Consider the following 13,952-nt stretch of genomic DNA (forward strand, 5'->3'; position numbering starts at 1 on the left):
TCAATATGCAAGAGTGCTAATAAAAATAAATTATTTGTGAAGAGTTTCATAAAAACTCAGTAAACTAGCGTAAAATACCGCAATTAATAAAATACTTTGAGAATGTAATGGACAATAAATTATTAGAAATTCTAGCCTGCCCGATTTGTAAAAGTCCGTTAATTTACGACAAGGGTGCTCAGGAACTTATTTGTAAAGCAGACCGTCTGGCTTTTCCGGTTCGAGATGATATACCGGTGATGCTGGAAGATGAAGCGAGAACTTTAAGTAATGAAGAAGTCGACAAATTATAATGGTGTGTGAGTTTAAGGTCGTTATTCCTGCCAGATATGGATCTTCCAGACTGCAAGGAAAACCGTTAATAAAAATTGCCAATAAAGCGATGGTCTTACACGTCTGCGATCGTGCACGAGAAGCGGGAGCTGAGCAGATAGTTGTTGCTACCGATGATGCAAGGATTTTACAGGTAGTCAAAAACTACGGTTTTGAAGCTGTAATGACCAGTGATGCCCATGAGAGCGGCACAGAAAGATTAGCTGAAGTAGCCGACATATATAAATGGAATAAAGAAGCAATTATCGTCAATTTGCAAGGTGATGAACCGCTTATTCCAGCTGAATATATCGCTTTGGCAGCTAACTCTTTAGCGCAACAAAAGACAGCCGAGATTGCGACTTTAGCGGCAGAAATCGTTCATGCAGAAGAAGTATTTAATCCGCATGCGGTTAAAGTTGTGGTTGATAAAAATCAATATGCACTTTATTTTAGCCGTGCTGCCATTCCCTGGGATCGCGATGGATTTCAAGCTTTAGATGAGGTCTCACTGAGGAAGAATAGCTATTTAAGGCACATAGGCATGTATGCATATCGCGTGGGTTTTTTACAGCGCTATGTAGGGTGGGAGACCTCGGCACTGGAAAAGGTTGAGATGCTAGAGCAATTAAGAATTCTCTGGGAAGGCGAAAAAATCTTAGTTGCAGAAGTCGATACAGCACCAGAAGCGGGCGTTGATACTGAAGAGGATTTATTCAGGGTAGAGCAACGCATGTTGCAATAACGGACTGGGAATTATGCTTCTAGTTGACGAATATCATCACAGCTCAGCTTCCCATTATGTAGTGCACTGGCAACCAGGGCAGTTTCAATCCCCATCTTTTTCAGCTGTAACAAATCTTCGACATGGCGAATCCCTCCGGCAGCAATAAATTGATGCTGCGGATAGTTTTTATGATAGTGAGCTAATTTCACAAGATCTGGGCCACTATTTTTCCCGACTAATCCCAACGTCATAAGAATAATTCGATCTGGCCATAAATTGGAAAATTGATATATTCGTTGTTCACCCATTTGAGTATCCCCGGCTGAAAAGTCTAGCGACAGGATAAAGTTATCCGTTTGTTGTTTTAGTATCGACAAGTCTTGTTCGGTAATTGATTCGGTAGCAATAACGGGTATTAATTGATCTGTATTAAGTGGTGTATAAACCGGCTTGGCTGAGCCATTATCAATGATAAAACTCAAATTAGGGTAGCGGCTAAACAGCAGATTAATTAAGCCATGATTATTACCTGTTTGCATTAAGGCATCAAGGTCCGCAATATAGAAATGGCTGAATGCATAGAGGTTTAAATAAGCATTAATGACATCGTCTATTTGGCTAGATTGGCATAGTAGCGTTGAGAGCGGTTGATAGCGATTTCTCTGTCCTTGCTGGGCTAGTACCACCAGACCTGACTTAATATCGATAACAGGAATAATTTGCATAATGCGTTTATTGGTTTTTGAATTTATTACGGGTGGGGGCTTTATCAATCAGCCATTGCCGGCATCATTATTACAGGAAGGGCATTTGATGCGCAAGGCTCTACTGGATGACTTAGGCTGCATTGAAAACCTGGAAGTATTGGTTTTGCAAGATGCAAGGCTTGATCAGAATGATGTTGAGCTCAAAGCAGCCTGGCAAACTATTATTATTTCTCAGCAAATGGACTTGCAAGCCTTATTAAGCGGGCAGGTCGAATATGATGCTGTCTATTTAATCGCCCCTGAAACTGATGGGGTTCTGGCCTTTTGGTGTCAGTTCTTTAATCAGCAAGGAAAAAAACTCTATACATCGGGGCAACAAGCGGTAGGACTATGTCAGGATAAATTGGCGACATCTACGCTTTTGCAAAATGCCGGGATAGCTTGCGTACCCACTAGTTCATACGATAATTTAACCGGATACAGACACGGGAGCTGGGTCATTAAGGTGAATGATTCAGTGGGTTGTGATCAGGTTTATTTTTTGCAGACACAACAGGATTGGAAATGCGTATTGCCCCGACTACAAGCTGATAAATCTTATATTGTTCAGCCCTTTATACCGGGTAAATCACTTAGTCTATCTTGCTTGTTTTATCAGGGGCAAGCGTATTTTCTTTGCTGCAATCAACAACATCTTGTTGTTGAGCAACAGCAGTTTGTATTATCTGCCTGTACCGTGAATATAGCGAACCAGAATAGGCACAAATATCACAAGTTGTGTGAACAGATAGCAAAGGCAATGCCGCAGTTATTTGGCTATGCAGGCATAGATTTCATTGAAACTGACACTGGTGAAGTGTTAATTCTAGAAATAAATCCACGCCTGACGACTTCATATGCGGGTATTAAAGCCGCGCTGGGGATTAACGTAGCTGAACTGGTGTTAAATTTACCCATTCAAGCACCGGTACTAAATATTAGCAGAAATCAACAAGTACACGTCAGCATCACTGCGGAAAATAATTATGCGCACTAAGACAGATGTTATCGGCTGGGATATAGGCGGTGCACATCTGAAAGCAGCCTGGCTTAATAGCGCGGGTGAGGTAGTAGCGGTTTATCAAGAGCCATGTCATTTGTGGCAAGGCCTGGATAAATTGGAAAAAGCGCTGACAGATATTCTTCTGCAAATACCAAAGCAAACAGTACAGCATGTGATTACCATGTCCGGTGAATTAGTGGATCTATTTTCTAGTCGCGCAGAAGGGGTGACTGAAATTATTGCGCTTAGCCAGCGAGTACTAGGGCAGCAAACACTGCTGGTTTATGCTGGACGACAGGGCTTTATTGCTGGGCTAAATATTTCTGCACAAGATATTGATAATATTGCTTCGGCTAACTGGCTTGCCAGTGCCTCTTATGTTGCCAGTCAGTTAAATCAGGGCTTGTTTATCGATATAGGCAGTACTACAACCGATATATTGATATTCCAGAATCAGCATGCAGATGTTCTAGGCTATACTGATTTTCAACGCCTGGGTTCTGGTGAGTTAGTGTATACAGGTATTGTTAGAACCGCAGTTATGGCGGTTTCCCAGTCGGTGCGTTTTGCAGGCAAAGAAGTGGGCGTAATGAGTGAATATTTTGCCAGCATGGCTGATATCTATCGACTGACTAAAGAACTTAATGAACAACATGACCAGAATGAAACAGCAGATGGGCAAGCGAAAACAGAATTGGCGAGTGCGCGGCGCTTAGCAAGGATGATTGGTTGCGACGCAGAAGATTTTCCTCTGGCGCAATGGCAGCAGTTGGCTTATAGCATTCGCGAACAGCAACTTTGCAGAATATTGACTGCCTGTGAAACACAAATACTGCGTGCTAAACCTGGCAATATCAAGCAGTTAATTGGAGCAGGAGTAGGGCGCTTTTTAGCTAAAGAAATTGCGAAAAGGTTGGGTCTTGCTTATGTGGATTTTGATTCATTATTCCAGGCACCAGAGCAAACAAGCGCAATGCAAATTGCAGATTGCGCACCCGCAGTAGCGGTCGCTTATTTAGCTATAGAAGATGCTTGTATTAGCAATATTTGCTAAAATCGTCAGATTAATAAAAAGATTCTTTATATGCTAGCTATCTAAAAAGAGAAGTTAAAGTTAATCCATCCCCCCTATGCAATTCCTTTAATTTAATTAATGTCTACGCCCAGTACTAGTCCTCAGCTCTACGAATTACCCTATTTATCAGAAAGTACTCGATTATTTTCAAGTATTGTTGATCAGGAATGGGCAGTATTTTTAGATAGTGGTTCCGCAGAAAAACGTCAGGGACGATATGATATTTTTGCGGCACAGCCTAGTTGCACTTTAGTTACTCGAGGTAAGCAAACTCTGATTTGTAATGCGGGTAAGGAGAGTATTTCAGAGCTAGATCCTTTTACCCTGGTTAAACAAAACCTGCCACGGCAGGAAGCCATTGCGGGAATACCCTTTAATGGTGGCGCCATAGGTTACTTTGCCTATGACCTAGGGCGCAAACTGGAAACATTACCAGAAATTGCCGAAGATGCAGAACATACCCCGGATATGGCGGTTGGCATCTATCAGTGGGCGGTCGTCGTTGATCATCAGAAAAAACAAAGTTATTTAGTCGGTAGCGCCGATAGTGCTGAGCATTGGCAGGGTTTGATAAAGCAATTTAGTGTATATCCTGAAGCACAAGCCATAGAGAGTTTTAAAGTGACTGGCGAAATTCAGTCGAATATGACTAAGGAAACTTATCGACAGGCCTTTACTAAAATTAAGCATTATTTAAAAGAAGGCGATTGTTATCAAGTCAATCTGGCACAGCGCTTCGTTGCTAATTGCCAGGGTGATTCCTGGGCAGCGTATTGTCAATTACGTCTAGTTAACTCCGCTCCCTTCAGCGCGTATTTAAATGTCCCAGGTGTGCAATTACTCAGTTCCTCACCAGAACGGTTTTTAAAGGTATCTGCTGGTAGAGTAGAAACTAAACCTATTAAAGGCACGCGGCCAAGAAAACAAAGTGTACTCGCTAATCAACAGCAAATTGATGAATTACAAAACAGTGCTAAGGACCGTGCAGAAAATGTCATGATTGTAGATTTATTACGCAATGATATTAGCAAAAACTGCCTACCAGGTTCGGTTAAAGTACCTAAATTATTTGACGTGGAAAGCTATGCCACGGTACATCATTTAGTGAGCACAATATCTGGACAGCTTGCAGCAGATAGCCATGCACTAGACTTATTACGCAGTTGTTTCCCAGGTGGGTCTATCACTGGAGCACCTAAAATTCGTGCCATGGAAATTATTGAGGAACTGGAACCTAATCGGCGGGGAATCTATTGTGGCTCGGTCGCTTATATCGGCTTTGACGGCAATATGGATAGTAATATTACCATTCGTACTTTAGTGCACTCAGATAACACGATACGTTTCTGGGCTGGCGGTGGAATTGTGAATGATTCAGAAATAGCAGCCGAATATCAAGAAAGCTTTGATAAAGCGGCCGTCATATTACATCTGCTACAGCAGATGCAAGCTTAATGATCGTCTTAAAATTAGGCGGCAGTCTATTGTCGCATGCTGCGCTTAGTCAGTTTCTGCAACTCGCGATCCAGCAAGGAAATGGCCAGCTGGTTATTGTTCCAGGTGGCGGTGTGTTTGCCGATCAGGTACGCTTAACCCAACAGCAATGGCAATATAATGACCGGACAGCTCATTACATGGCCATCCTGGCGATGCAGCAAGTGGCACTGTTATATCAGGGCATATGTGCTGAGTTAGTTATTGTCAATCATATTGAAAAGGTACGCTCATGTATGCCGCAACAGGTGGTTGTCTGGTCGCCATTGGCGAGTGAATTAGATGCGGCAGGCATACCGGCAAGCTGGGATGTAACATCTGACACGCTGGCAGCTTGGTTAGCCGTAGAATTAGCAATCGATCAGTTAATACTGGTTAAATCTACTAATTTTTCAAATACGAGTTCGCTACAAGATTTATCTGCTTTAGGTATAATTGATAATGCCTTTACAAAATTCGTACAAAATCACTCATTGACGATAGATTGTATTTCTTATCACCAACTATCTACTCTTGCCGCCCGCTTAAATAAGCATGCCTAAATATACTCAATCTCGCTCATTATTTTCCATTAGAGGCTTAACTCAGCGTACAGTCAAATTACTGTCACGCTTTGTGACTTATAATTTCCAGCATGTTTATTACCGAACGAAAGAATCCTTAGGCCAGCATAAACGTGATCTTGTTGTCGTGAGAGTGGAAGAAGCCAGTGAAAGTTTACAGCAAACAAAAGTACAGTTTTTAGATGCACTGGAGCGATTTAAGTCGGTGGTCAACGTTAATTCAGGCAGTCTGGAAGATAAATATAGCTTATTAAAACAGCAATTTGATTTTTGTAATATGCGTTCGGAAATCGTGCGCAATAAAATTCAGGCTATCGAAGAAGTCAGTGACGCATTATTTAAAGAGTGGGAAGCCGAATTAAAAGAATATACCAATCGTTCTTTAAGGGCGCAGAGTAGACAGCAGTTAAAATTATCCAGACAACATTATTTACGCTTGATTAAAGCAATGTTGAAAGCCGAGCAAAAAATTCAACCGGTTTTAGGTGCTTTTCGCGATCAGGTACTGTTTTTAAAGCATAATTTAAATGCTAACGCAATTGCAGCCTTGCAGCAGGAATTTTCAGAAATTTGCTTTGATATTTCGCAGTTGATACAGGCCATGGAAAGGTCTATAGCGGAAGCTAATCATTATGTGCATGTATTGGTTGAGCAGAAAAATCTCCCAGTTTTGCCCGCAGCTAAATAACAATGAGCTAACCGGTGCGTATCGTATTAGGGATAGAGTATGATGGCAGTGCTTTTTTTGGCTGGCAGTGGCAGGAAGGGGGCTTGCGCACCGTGCAGGATGCTGTGCAAAAAGCAGCGTCTAACGTTGCCAATCACAGCGTAACCGTTATTTGTACTGGCCGTACCGATACTGGCGTACATGCCCTAGAACAGGTGGTACACTTTGATACCCAGGCAGAACGCAGTCATCATTCCTGGTTGTTAGGGATAAATGCTAATTTACCTGATGATGTACGTGTGATCTGGGTGCAAGAAGCGGTAGGTGATTTTCATGCACGTTACAGCGCGATAGCAAGATTTTACCGTTATATTATATTGAACCGACCTACCCGATCAGCTCTGCAACGGGATAGAGTCACCTGGTGTCATCAGCATCTGGATGCAGTGCGTATGCACCAGGCAGCACAAAATTTAGTGGGTAGCCACGATTTTACTTCTTATAGAGCCCTTAAGTGTCAGTCCGTTAGCCCTATGCGTAAGATGTACTTTGTTGAGGTCTATCGACAGAATGAACAGGTGATTATGGATATTTCAGCCAATGCCTTTTTACACCATATGGTACGTAATATTGCCGGCGTCTTAATGTCTATCGGTACGGGTGATAAACCTGTGCGTTGGGCAGAGGAATTATTAGCTAGTAAAAATAGACAGATAGGCGGCGTGACGGCGTCTCCACATGGATTATATTTAGGCGGTGTTTTTTACCCTGAAAAGTACGGCCTGGCAAAACACGAAATTTTTAATAAACTACCTGCCAACGCGCAGCGATTTCAGCATGAGACTTAAACTATGAAAAAATTACTATTATTGTCAATAAGCCTGATAATTTCCGGCTGTGCAAGTTTTGGTGAAGGTGTGACTACGGCTTTTTTAAACAAACAAAAGGAAAAGGATCTACGCGAATGTCGAGTTGATGGCAAAAGTTTTGGCGGTATGCAAGGAAACTATGATGGTTCTAATAATCTCTTAAAAGTGTTAATGGTGCATGGGGTTGGGACACATATACCCGGTTACAGTACTCAATTTCAGGAAAAATTAGCGGCTGAATTAGGTCTTGATGAAATGAGTAGCCATTATAAGGAAATTAAATTAGTTAATAAGGAATATCCTGACCAGGATTTAGGCGTGCTTAGAGTAAGACGATTACTGGATCAAGAGCAAGACGAAGAAATGTTATTTTATGAATTGACCTGGTCATCTATTACCAATCCGCAAAAAGAAAAGCTTGCATATGATACTTCGGGTGAGTATTCATTTCGTCGCGCCGAAGTTAACCAGATGTTGAAGGTATTCTCCAATGATACCAGTCCTGACCCGATGATTTATCTTGGTAAGCACAGCCAGGATGTCATTCTGGCTTCATTTAGAACGGCATTTTGCTGGATGATGGGGCGTGATTGGGATGCTTTACCGAATGAAAGTCAGGAACTTTGTACTGTAGGTCAGACAGCGGTTGAGCACCTTCCAGATGAAGATTTTGCCATTATCTCTCATAGCCTGGGTAGTCGTATCGTTATGGATGGTATGAAAAGTATGGCTAGTCGAGTGAGTAAAGCCCAGGAAGGAGAGCCCACATCCACAGAGGCTGCATTTATTACTGATTTCCAGAAAAAAAGAACTCCGTTTTATTTAATGTCCAATCAATTGCCTTTGTTGGACGAAGCCGCTATCGCGGAGAAAAACAGCGCATCCCTTAAATTTAAAGTGTAACCTCATTGCCTGTTATATGCATAACAGGTAACTTGTAAGCTCATCCAACTAACAATAATGAGGTTACACTGTTATGACACCATCGATAGAGCTTAAATTCAACCATTATTATATCCAGCACTGTAAGCATTTAAAGCTTAAGGGACTGCAACCCAAAACCATTGACGCTTATTCACGCGCTATTCGCCGTATCGGGGAACACTTTCAGGGGCATCTGGATAACTTAACGCAAGATCAACTGGTGGATTATTTTCATGCTCTTTTAAGCCGCCTTTCCTGGAGTGCCGTGAAACTAGATCTCTATGGTCTCAAGTTTTTCTATACACATGTGCTACAAAAGCCGTGGGTTGATGTGCTAATGATTAAACCACCACGATGTACGCGTATACCCGATATTGTCACTGTGGTTGAAGCACAACAACTGTTTATGTCGACCCGTAATCTAAGCTATCGAGTTTTTTATTTTACGATTTACAGTCTAGGTTTACGTTTGGGCGAGGGCTTAAGCCTGAAAGTAGGTGATATTGATGCGACACGCATGCGGGTACATATTCGCAATGCCAAAGGCAATAAGGATCGGCTTGTGCCTTTGCCTGTGAATACCTTGAAGGTGTTGCGTAAGTTTTGGGCTGTGCATAAAAATCCAGTGCTGGTATTTCCCAACCGTGCCCGGGGTCTAAAAGGTGCACATCTTGCTGAATCCCCCCTTGATCGCGGTGGCATCCAGAAGACAATCCGTCTTGTGACGCAAGAAATGGGACTAAAAAAAAGATTTCCTGCCACTCGCTGCGCCACAGTTACGCCACTCACCTGTTAGAAGCCGGGGTTGATTTAGTTGAGTTGCAGAAGATTCTGGGCCATACCAGTTTAGTAACCACGGCTCGCTATACGCATTTGACCGATATTACCGATGAGAATGCAGAGCTGCACATTAATCAGTTAGTCAATGACTTTTCTATTCACTGGGGGCAGATTTCATGATAACCCTAGCTGCAGTGATTGATCAATTTCAGTCTGACTTTTTAAGCGAGTATCAATCTCGTTTACGCTCCAATCAGATCAGTGCATTACATGCCATGAAGAGCTGTCGGACACAGCTGAGTCCTGTGATGCAGGTTAACTGTGCAGACTGTGACTATCAAACCTTTGTGCCTCATTCCTGTGGCCAGCGTAACTGCCCGCATTGTCAACATCATGAGAGTCAACAATGGATTGAACGACAGGTACAAAAACAAGTCCCTGCTGATTATTTTATGAATACCTTTACCTTACCTGCGCAGTTAAGGTCGTTAGCCAGGCAGCATCCGCGGTTACTTTACAGTATGATGTTTGACTGTGCCTGGGCGACTTTACAGAGTTTTAGTAAAAATGATAAGCAGTTGCAAGGCGATGCCGGGGCGATTGCTGTCTTACATACACACTCACGCGAATTAAATTATCATCCGCATATTCATGTCATTATGCCTGCGGCAATCGTGGATAAAATCAAGAAGCTCTGGCGCACTAAGGAAGGCAAATACCTGTTTCATCATAAAGCACTAGCAAAAGTATTTCGTGCAAAGATGCTAGCGCGTATGAACGAAGAAAAGTTGCCATTTCCCACAGCTATTCCGGAAAAATGGGTGGTCGATTGTAAGTTTGTCGGTGCAGGCGATAAAGCATTGATATATCTGGGTCGATACCTGTATCGTGGTGTGATTCGTGAACAGGATATCTTATCCTGCCAAAATGGCAAAGTAACCTACCGTTATCAAGACAGCAAAACCAAACGCTATCAAACCAAAACGGTATCGGGGGCTAAATTTCTGTGGCTGGTGCTGCAACATGTTTTGCCTAAAGGCTTTCGTCGTGCGCGCAATTATGGCTTTTTACATCCGAATAGCAAGGGTGTTATTAAGTTGATTCACTCCCTGCTAAAGTTTGACCCGACGAAGATATTGCGTGCACTCAAAGTACGGCCGGCATTCAGTTGCAAATGTTGTGGCGGGGCGATGGTTGTTGGGCGTCGGCAAATACCCAGGGTGGAAATAATGTTTCAGCCTTTGCCAACTTAACAATTGGAATCACTAGCGCTTATGTAAATTTAAACACTTCGACCCAGGCTATCAGCGGATTAAATGCTGAGGGAGTTGCTTGGGCTAAAATCGGAGATTAAGGCAGAATTTTGCTCCGATACTTGGACTTTGAGAGTTGACTGCAATGGACAACGCTCAAAGTTCAGTTAAACAGGTAAAAACAGAGGTTCGATTCATCAGTCGGGCTGATCAACAAAAAGCTATTTTCATAGAGCGCATTAAATGAATTCCTACTATCGTGCCGGGCTTGTCCAACAAACGGTTCAGATTGTGGCTCGCTTCGCGATCACAATCTAACCTTATTCGTTGGACGAAGCCGCTATCGCGGAGAAAAACAGCGCATCCCTTAAATTTAAAGTGTAACCTCATTGCCTGTTATATGCATAACAGGTAACTTGTAAGCTCATCCAACTAACAATAATGAGGTTACACTGTTATGACACCATCGATAGAGCTTAAATTCAACCATTATTATATCCAGCACTGTAAGCATTTAAAGCTTAAGGGACTGCAACCCAAAACCATTGACGCTTATTCACGCGCTATTCGCCGTATCGGGGAACACTTTCAGGGGCATCTGGATAACTTAACGCAAGATCAACTGGTGGATTATTTTCATGCTCTTTTAAGCCGCCTTTCCTGGAGTGCCGTGAAACTAGATCTCTATGGTCTCAAGTTTTTCTATACACATGTGCTACAAAAGCCGTGGGTTGATGTGCTAATGATTAAACCACCACGATGTACGCGTATACCCGATATTGTCACTGTGGTTGAAGCACAACAACTGTTTATGTCGACCCGTAATCTAAGCTATCGAGTTTTTTATTTTACGATTTACAGTCTAGGTTTACGTTTGGGCGAGGGCTTAAGCCTGAAAGTAGGTGATATTGATGCGACACGCATGCGGGTACATATTCGCAATGCCAAAGGCAATAAGGATCGGCTTGTGCCTTTGCCTGTGAATACCTTGAAGGTGTTGCGTAAGTTTTGGGCTGTGCATAAAAATCCAGTGCTGGTATTTCCCAACCGTGCCCGGGGTCTAAAAGGTGCACATCTTGCTGAATCCCCCCTTGATCGCGGTGGCATCCAGAAGACAATCCGTCTTGTGACGCAAGAAATGGGACTAAAAAAAAGATTTCCTGCCACTCGCTGCGCCACAGTTACGCCACTCACCTGTTAGAAGCCGGGGTTGATTTAGTTGAGTTGCAGAAGATTCTGGGCCATACCAGTTTAGTAACCACGGCTCGCTATACGCATTTGACCGATATTACCGATGAGAATGCAGAGCTGCACATTAATCAGTTAGTCAATGACTTTTCTATTCACTGGGGGCAGATTTCATGATAACCCTAGCTGCAGTGATTGATCAATTTCAGTCTGACTTTTTAAGCGAGTATCAATCTCGTTTACGCTCCAATCAGATCAGTGCATTACATGCCATGAAGAGCTGTCGGACACAGCTGAGTCCTGTGATGCAGGTTAACTGTGCAGACTGTGACTATCAAACCTTTGTGCCTCATTCCTGTGGCCAGCGTAACTGCCCGCATTGTCAACATCATGAGAGTCAACAATGGATTGAACGACAGGTACAAAAACAAGTCCCTGCTGATTATTTTATGAATACCTTTACCTTACCTGCGCAGTTAAGGTCGTTAGCCAGGCAGCATCCGCGGTTACTTTACAGTATGATGTTTGACTGTGCCTGGGCGACTTTACAGAGTTTTAGTAAAAATGATAAGCAGTTGCAAGGCGATGCCGGGGCGATTGCTGTCTTACATACACACTCACGCGAATTAAATTATCATCCGCATATTCATGTCATTATGCCTGCGGCAATCGTGGATAAAATCAAGAAGCTCTGGCGCACTAAGGAAGGCAAATACCTGTTTCATCATAAAGCACTAGCAAAAGTATTTCGTGCAAAGATGCTAGCGCGTATGAACGAAGAAAAGTTGCCATTTCCCACAGCTATTCCGGAAAAATGGGTGGTCGATTGTAAGTTTGTCGGTGCAGGCGATAAAGCATTGATATATCTGGGTCGATACCTGTATCGTGGTGTGATTCGTGAACAGGATATCTTATCCTGCCAAAATGGCAAAGTAACCTACCGTTATCAAGACAGCAAAACCAAACGCTATCAAACCAAAACGGTATCGGGGGCTAAATTTCTGTGGCTGGTGCTGCAACATGTTTTGCCTAAAGGCTTTCGTCGTGCGCGCAATTATGGCTTTTTACATCCGAATAGCAAGGGTGTTATTAAGTTGATTCACTCCCTGCTAAAGTTTGACCCGACGAAGATATTGCGTGCACTCAAAGTACGGCCGGCATTCAGTTGCAAATGTTGTGGCGGGGCGATGGTTGTTGGGCGTCGGCAAATACCCAGGGTGGAAATAATGTTTCAGCCTTTGCCAACTTAACAATTGGAATCACTAGCGCTTATGTAAATTTAAACACTTCGACCCAGGCTATCAGCGGATTAAATGCTGAGGGAGTTGCTTGGGCTAAAATCGGAGATTAAGGCAGAATTTTGCTCCGATACTTGGACTTTGAGAGTTGACTGCAATGGACAACGCTCAAAGTTCAGTTAAACAGGTAAAAACAGAGGTTCGATTCATCAGTCGGGCTGATCAACAAAAAGCTATTTTCATAGAGCGCATTAAATGAATTCCTACTATCGTGCCGGGCTTGTCCAACAAACGGTTCAGATTGTGGCTCGCTTCGCGATCACAATCTAACCTTATTCGTTAAGTCTCGTCGTCGTTTTCGTCATCTGGAATTTTCTCAGGTTCAGATAACTTTTCCAGAATATACTTAATTGGTGTACTTAAGGCTTTTTTAATTTTTAATGCACGAGATGCAAATGAATCCATCTTGTCTATGAGCTCACCAAGACGCTTTATAACATCATCATTTGTTTCTGTAGAATTTTTAATTCATCTTGATTTGCTACAACAGCACCAATAGTTCCTTGTAATGCTTCTTTTAATCCTTTTGCCCCTTTAATTTTATACATGTTTATTGCATTTCTTATTCTCTCAACCTCTTCTAACAGAGTTAACCTGAGAGTATCTGGCAATGAACATTGATAAAGTGAATTGAAAAGTTCATCGGTTTTATCAATGATGTCTTTTAAGTCATCTTCTGAAATTGTTTCCTCTGAGTAAAAGCTAGAGAGTTCTTCTGCACAAAACTGTAACCTAGTTAAAGCCTCTTCTGTTAAGTGGGGTTTAACGCTACTCCAGTTGCTAGCCAAATTAAGAGGGAAAAATGCTTTATCAATACGAACAAATGAAGATAAATATAGCTGGTGATTCAGTCCATTATTCATTTTAATAAGGGATTGAATTTCTTGAGATAGCTTATATAACTCAACGACACCTTTAGTAAGGTCAATATCATTGTTTTCCATGTTAAGAGCTAATGACCAGACCTCACTAACTTTTTTATTGTCAGGTTGGTTTTTTGCTCCAGATAAAATTTTATGAAGCCTTCCTGCTGGGTTTGATTCATCTATCAAT

General features: G+C 42.4%; 13 protein-coding genes and 2 pseudogenes. 13 read left to right on the forward strand and 2 right to left on the reverse strand.

Features of this window, described 5'->3' with window-relative positions:
- The first annotated feature begins 107 nt into the window (after window positions 1–107).
- Together ACQY3F_RS06745 and kdsB are read left to right on the forward strand one after the other, a co-directional pair.
- Window positions 108–293: a Trm112 family protein gene (locus ACQY3F_RS06745; RefSeq protein ID WP_428354134.1), complete on the forward strand. Its 186-nt coding sequence runs from the start codon at window positions 108–110 to the stop codon at window positions 291–293.
- Window positions 293–1,057, forward strand: a complete 765-nt coding sequence (gene kdsB / locus ACQY3F_RS06750; protein ID WP_428354135.1) for a 3-deoxy-manno-octulosonate cytidylyltransferase — start codon at window positions 293–295, stop codon at window positions 1,055–1,057. The genes ACQY3F_RS06745 and kdsB overlap by 1 nt, the downstream gene beginning before the upstream one ends.
- 11 nt (window positions 1,058–1,068) lie before the next feature.
- On the opposite strand, the gene ACQY3F_RS06755 is transcribed toward kdsB, so the two are convergent.
- Window positions 1,069–1,764 (reverse strand): HisA/HisF-related TIM barrel protein, encoded by a 696-nt coding sequence (locus tag ACQY3F_RS06755; RefSeq protein ID WP_428354136.1) that lies wholly within the window; start codon window positions 1,762–1,764, stop codon window positions 1,069–1,071.
- A 1-nt stretch (window position 1,765) separates the two neighbouring features.
- Here ACQY3F_RS06755 and ACQY3F_RS06760 point away from each other — a divergent pair, with 1 nt between their 5' ends.
- The 11 genes and pseudogenes from ACQY3F_RS06760 (at window position 1,766) to ACQY3F_RS06810 (ending at window position 12,851) form a co-directional block, all read left to right on the forward strand.
- Window positions 1,766–2,782, forward strand: coding sequence for an ATP-grasp domain-containing protein (locus tag ACQY3F_RS06760; protein WP_428354137.1), 1,017 nt, complete (start codon window positions 1,766–1,768; stop codon window positions 2,780–2,782).
- Window positions 2,772–3,842: a hydantoinase/oxoprolinase family protein gene (locus ACQY3F_RS06765; protein ID WP_428354138.1), complete on the forward strand. Its 1,071-nt coding sequence runs from the start codon at window positions 2,772–2,774 to the stop codon at window positions 3,840–3,842. The genes ACQY3F_RS06760 and ACQY3F_RS06765 overlap by 11 nt, the downstream gene beginning before the upstream one ends.
- 99 nt (window positions 3,843–3,941) lie before the next feature.
- Window positions 3,942–5,318 (forward strand): aminodeoxychorismate synthase component I, encoded by a 1,377-nt coding sequence (gene pabB, locus ACQY3F_RS06770; protein WP_428354139.1) that lies wholly within the window; start codon window positions 3,942–3,944, stop codon window positions 5,316–5,318.
- The gene (locus ACQY3F_RS06775) at window positions 5,318–5,899 is read left to right on the forward strand and encodes a uridylate kinase (protein ID WP_428354140.1); all 582 of its coding nucleotides are present in this window, start codon (window positions 5,318–5,320) and stop codon (window positions 5,897–5,899) included. The genes pabB and ACQY3F_RS06775 overlap by 1 nt, the downstream gene beginning before the upstream one ends.
- On the forward strand, window positions 5,892–6,608 hold the full coding sequence (locus tag ACQY3F_RS06780; protein WP_428354141.1) for a DUF2959 domain-containing protein: 717 nt from the start codon (window positions 5,892–5,894) through the stop codon (window positions 6,606–6,608). Before ACQY3F_RS06775 ends, ACQY3F_RS06780 begins: the two co-directional genes overlap by 8 nt.
- 14 nt (window positions 6,609–6,622) lie before the next feature.
- On the forward strand, window positions 6,623–7,435 hold the full coding sequence (gene truA / locus ACQY3F_RS06785) for a tRNA pseudouridine(38-40) synthase TruA (protein ID WP_428354142.1): 813 nt from the start codon (window positions 6,623–6,625) through the stop codon (window positions 7,433–7,435).
- A 3-nt stretch (window positions 7,436–7,438) separates the two neighbouring features.
- Window positions 7,439–8,359 carry a hypothetical protein gene (locus tag ACQY3F_RS06790; protein ID WP_428354143.1) on the forward strand — a complete coding sequence of 307 codons (921 nt, stop codon included), beginning with the start codon at window positions 7,439–7,441 and terminating at the stop codon, window positions 8,357–8,359.
- 73 nt (window positions 8,360–8,432) lie between these two features.
- Window positions 8,433–9,340: pseudogene (locus tag ACQY3F_RS06795) on the forward strand (tyrosine-type recombinase/integrase).
- Complete coding sequence (locus ACQY3F_RS06800) at window positions 9,337–10,413, forward strand: IS91 family transposase (RefSeq protein ID WP_428352924.1); 1,077 nt, start codon at window positions 9,337–9,339, stop codon at window positions 10,411–10,413. Before ACQY3F_RS06795 ends, ACQY3F_RS06800 begins: the two are co-directional and overlap by 4 nt.
- Window positions 10,414–10,870: 457 nt before the next feature.
- Window positions 10,871–11,778: pseudogene (locus ACQY3F_RS06805) on the forward strand (tyrosine-type recombinase/integrase).
- A complete protein-coding gene (locus ACQY3F_RS06810; protein WP_428352924.1) occupies window positions 11,775–12,851 on the forward strand; it encodes an IS91 family transposase in 1,077 nt (358 codons plus the stop codon). Before ACQY3F_RS06805 ends, ACQY3F_RS06810 begins: the two are co-directional and overlap by 4 nt.
- A 479-nt stretch (window positions 12,852–13,330) precedes the next feature.
- Here the strand turns inward: ACQY3F_RS06810 and ACQY3F_RS06815 are convergent, their stop codons facing one another.
- Window positions 13,331–13,951, reverse strand: coding sequence for a hypothetical protein (locus ACQY3F_RS06815; RefSeq protein WP_428354144.1), 621 nt, complete (start codon window positions 13,949–13,951; stop codon window positions 13,331–13,333).
- Between the last annotated feature and the right edge of the window lies 1 nt (window position 13,952).

Source organism: Methyloprofundus sp., assembly GCF_965251085.1.
Lineage (GTDB): Bacteria > Pseudomonadota > Gammaproteobacteria > Methylococcales > Methylomonadaceae > Methyloprofundus.

Coding starts and splice junctions, on each gene's coding strand:
- ACQY3F_RS06800 (WP_428352924.1), top strand. CDS start 9,337: ATGATAACCCTAGCTGCAGTGATTGATCAATTTCAGTCTGACTTTTTA.
- ACQY3F_RS06745 (WP_428354134.1), top strand. CDS start 108: ATGGACAATAAATTATTAGAAATTCTAGCCTGCCCGATTTGTAAAAGT.
- ACQY3F_RS06775 (WP_428354140.1), top strand. CDS start 5,318: ATGATCGTCTTAAAATTAGGCGGCAGTCTATTGTCGCATGCTGCGCTT.
- ACQY3F_RS06790 (WP_428354143.1), top strand. CDS start 7,439: ATGAAAAAATTACTATTATTGTCAATAAGCCTGATAATTTCCGGCTGT.
- pabB (WP_428354139.1), top strand. CDS start 3,942: ATGTCTACGCCCAGTACTAGTCCTCAGCTCTACGAATTACCCTATTTA.
- kdsB (WP_428354135.1), top strand. CDS start 293: ATGGTGTGTGAGTTTAAGGTCGTTATTCCTGCCAGATATGGATCTTCC.
- ACQY3F_RS06780 (WP_428354141.1), top strand. CDS start 5,892: ATGCCTAAATATACTCAATCTCGCTCATTATTTTCCATTAGAGGCTTA.
- ACQY3F_RS06755 (WP_428354136.1), bottom strand. CDS start 1,764: ATGCAAATTATTCCTGTTATCGATATTAAGTCAGGTCTGGTGGTACTA.
- ACQY3F_RS06760 (WP_428354137.1), top strand. CDS start 1,766: ATGCGTTTATTGGTTTTTGAATTTATTACGGGTGGGGGCTTTATCAAT.
- ACQY3F_RS06810 (WP_428352924.1), top strand. CDS start 11,775: ATGATAACCCTAGCTGCAGTGATTGATCAATTTCAGTCTGACTTTTTA.
- ACQY3F_RS06765 (WP_428354138.1), top strand. CDS start 2,772: ATGCGCACTAAGACAGATGTTATCGGCTGGGATATAGGCGGTGCACAT.